The 1320-nt window shown below is 72.3% G+C and carries 2 protein-coding genes and 1 pseudogene; 2 read left to right on the top strand and 1 reads right to left on the bottom strand.

The features are described from left to right. Window positions 1-234, bottom strand: a pseudogene (locus tag G3573_RS21485) (methyltransferase); the annotation flags it as partial. A 139-nt stretch (window positions 235-373) separates the two neighbouring features. Between G3573_RS21485 and G3573_RS21480 the strand changes: the two are divergent. Then, window positions 374-715, top strand: coding sequence for a hypothetical protein (locus tag G3573_RS21480; protein WP_163263660.1), 342 nt, complete (start codon window positions 374-376; stop codon window positions 713-715). 74 nt (window positions 716-789) lie between these two features. Continuing rightward, entirely contained in the window at window positions 790-1095 is a 306-nt protein-coding gene (locus G3573_RS21475; RefSeq protein ID WP_163263661.1) for a hypothetical protein, read from the top strand. Window positions 1096-1320: the final 225 nt, after the last annotated feature.

The following is a 1320-nucleotide window of genomic DNA, read 5'->3' as shown; positions in this document are numbered from 1 at the left end:
CGCCGTCAGCCGGCCGCCCGGCTTCAGCGCGCGCAGGGCGTGGGCCAGGGCGTAGCGCCGCTCGGCCGTACCCGGCGGGGCGAGCAGGGTGGCGGCGTCCAGCGAGCCGTCGGCGACGTCCTCCAGCCGCGCGGCCCCGGGCGCCAGCGGCGACACCTGAACGGCGGCGCCGGGGTCGGCGAGCTCCAGCGGCGGCGAACCGTAGAGGACGTGTTGGATCGAGGGCTCGGCCACCGGCAGGTCCGTTCGTGATTGCGGGCGCCCGTCATAGACTGAGCTGGCGCAAAAGAAATCCTCCGAGCGCGCCTGCCGTGACCTGCGGCTTGCATCGCCGCCCGGGCGGCGGCCAGATGGCGGCGGGGGAGGGGCGCCGATGGCTTCGAAATATACGTGCGCGACGGCGGCGGTCCTGCTGGCGGCCGCGCTCGGATCCTGCACCGGCCTGCGGGACCGTTCGGGCGCGCCCTGTTACAACGGCGGGAGCTCCGTTCCGGGTGTCGGCGAGTCCGTACTCTGGCGGCCGCCGGCGGAGGAACTCGCCAAGATCGTCGCGGCGCTCGGAGATCGGGGTCAGATCGCGTGCATTCACCGGATGCCGGGCGGGGAGCTGATCGTTCTCACGGGGAAGCACCGGAAGGTGCTCACGACCGACATGGTGCTCCGTGACGGGGCTTACGTCGTGACGGAGGAGGGGGTGGTCGTCACCGGCGAATGAGCGTGCGCTGACGCTGAAACACCGGAGCGTCCCGGGCTGTTGGGCCGGCCGGGTACGCATTCCGGAGTAGTGTGATGTTTCTTTTCCAGGCTGAGGACCGCCAGATCGTACGCGAGGCGGTGCAATCCTTCTCCGACCAGGGCCAGGCCCTGATCACCGACGCGGTCGTTCCCGGCTTCGCCATTCCGGCCGTGACCAGCCTGCAGGTGACGGCCGAGGTGTCGCCCCTGGTCGGCGGCGGCGTCGAGTTCGCCGACCAGACGCCGCACGTGGTGACCGTGTCGGTCGACTTCCCGACGCCGACTGACGTGGGCCTGGTGTTCGGCCAACCGCAGCTGACCACCCCGCTGGCGACCTTCGACGGCTTCCTGCTGTTCTGAAACGGACCCGTTCCGGCGCGCGTCCGGTTGTTTCGGCGGAAACGACGGGAGGCGCGCCATGGAGCGGCGGCTGAAGCTGTTGGCCGCAGCCGGGGCGGCGGGGTTGATGCTGGGCGCCGCGCGGGCGCCCGCGCCAGCCCAGCCGGACCCGTTCGACCCCGTCCAGCAGGCCCAGGCCATGTGCGGTCCGGGCCGCGGCGGCGGCTCGGCCATGCGGGCGCGTCT

It is taken from the genome of Caulobacter sp. 17J65-9 (assembly GCF_010975005.1).
In the GTDB taxonomy this organism is placed as follows: domain Bacteria; phylum Pseudomonadota; class Alphaproteobacteria; order Caulobacterales; family Caulobacteraceae; genus 17J80-11.
Note: the sequence above shows the minus strand (reverse complement) of the source record. Positions and strands in the feature narration are given on the sequence as shown.

Coding starts and splice junctions, on each gene's coding strand:
- G3573_RS21480 (WP_163263660.1), top strand. CDS start 374: ATGGCTTCGAAATATACGTGCGCGACGGCGGCGGTCCTGCTGGCGGCC.
- G3573_RS21475 (WP_163263661.1), top strand. CDS start 790: ATGTTTCTTTTCCAGGCTGAGGACCGCCAGATCGTACGCGAGGCGGTG.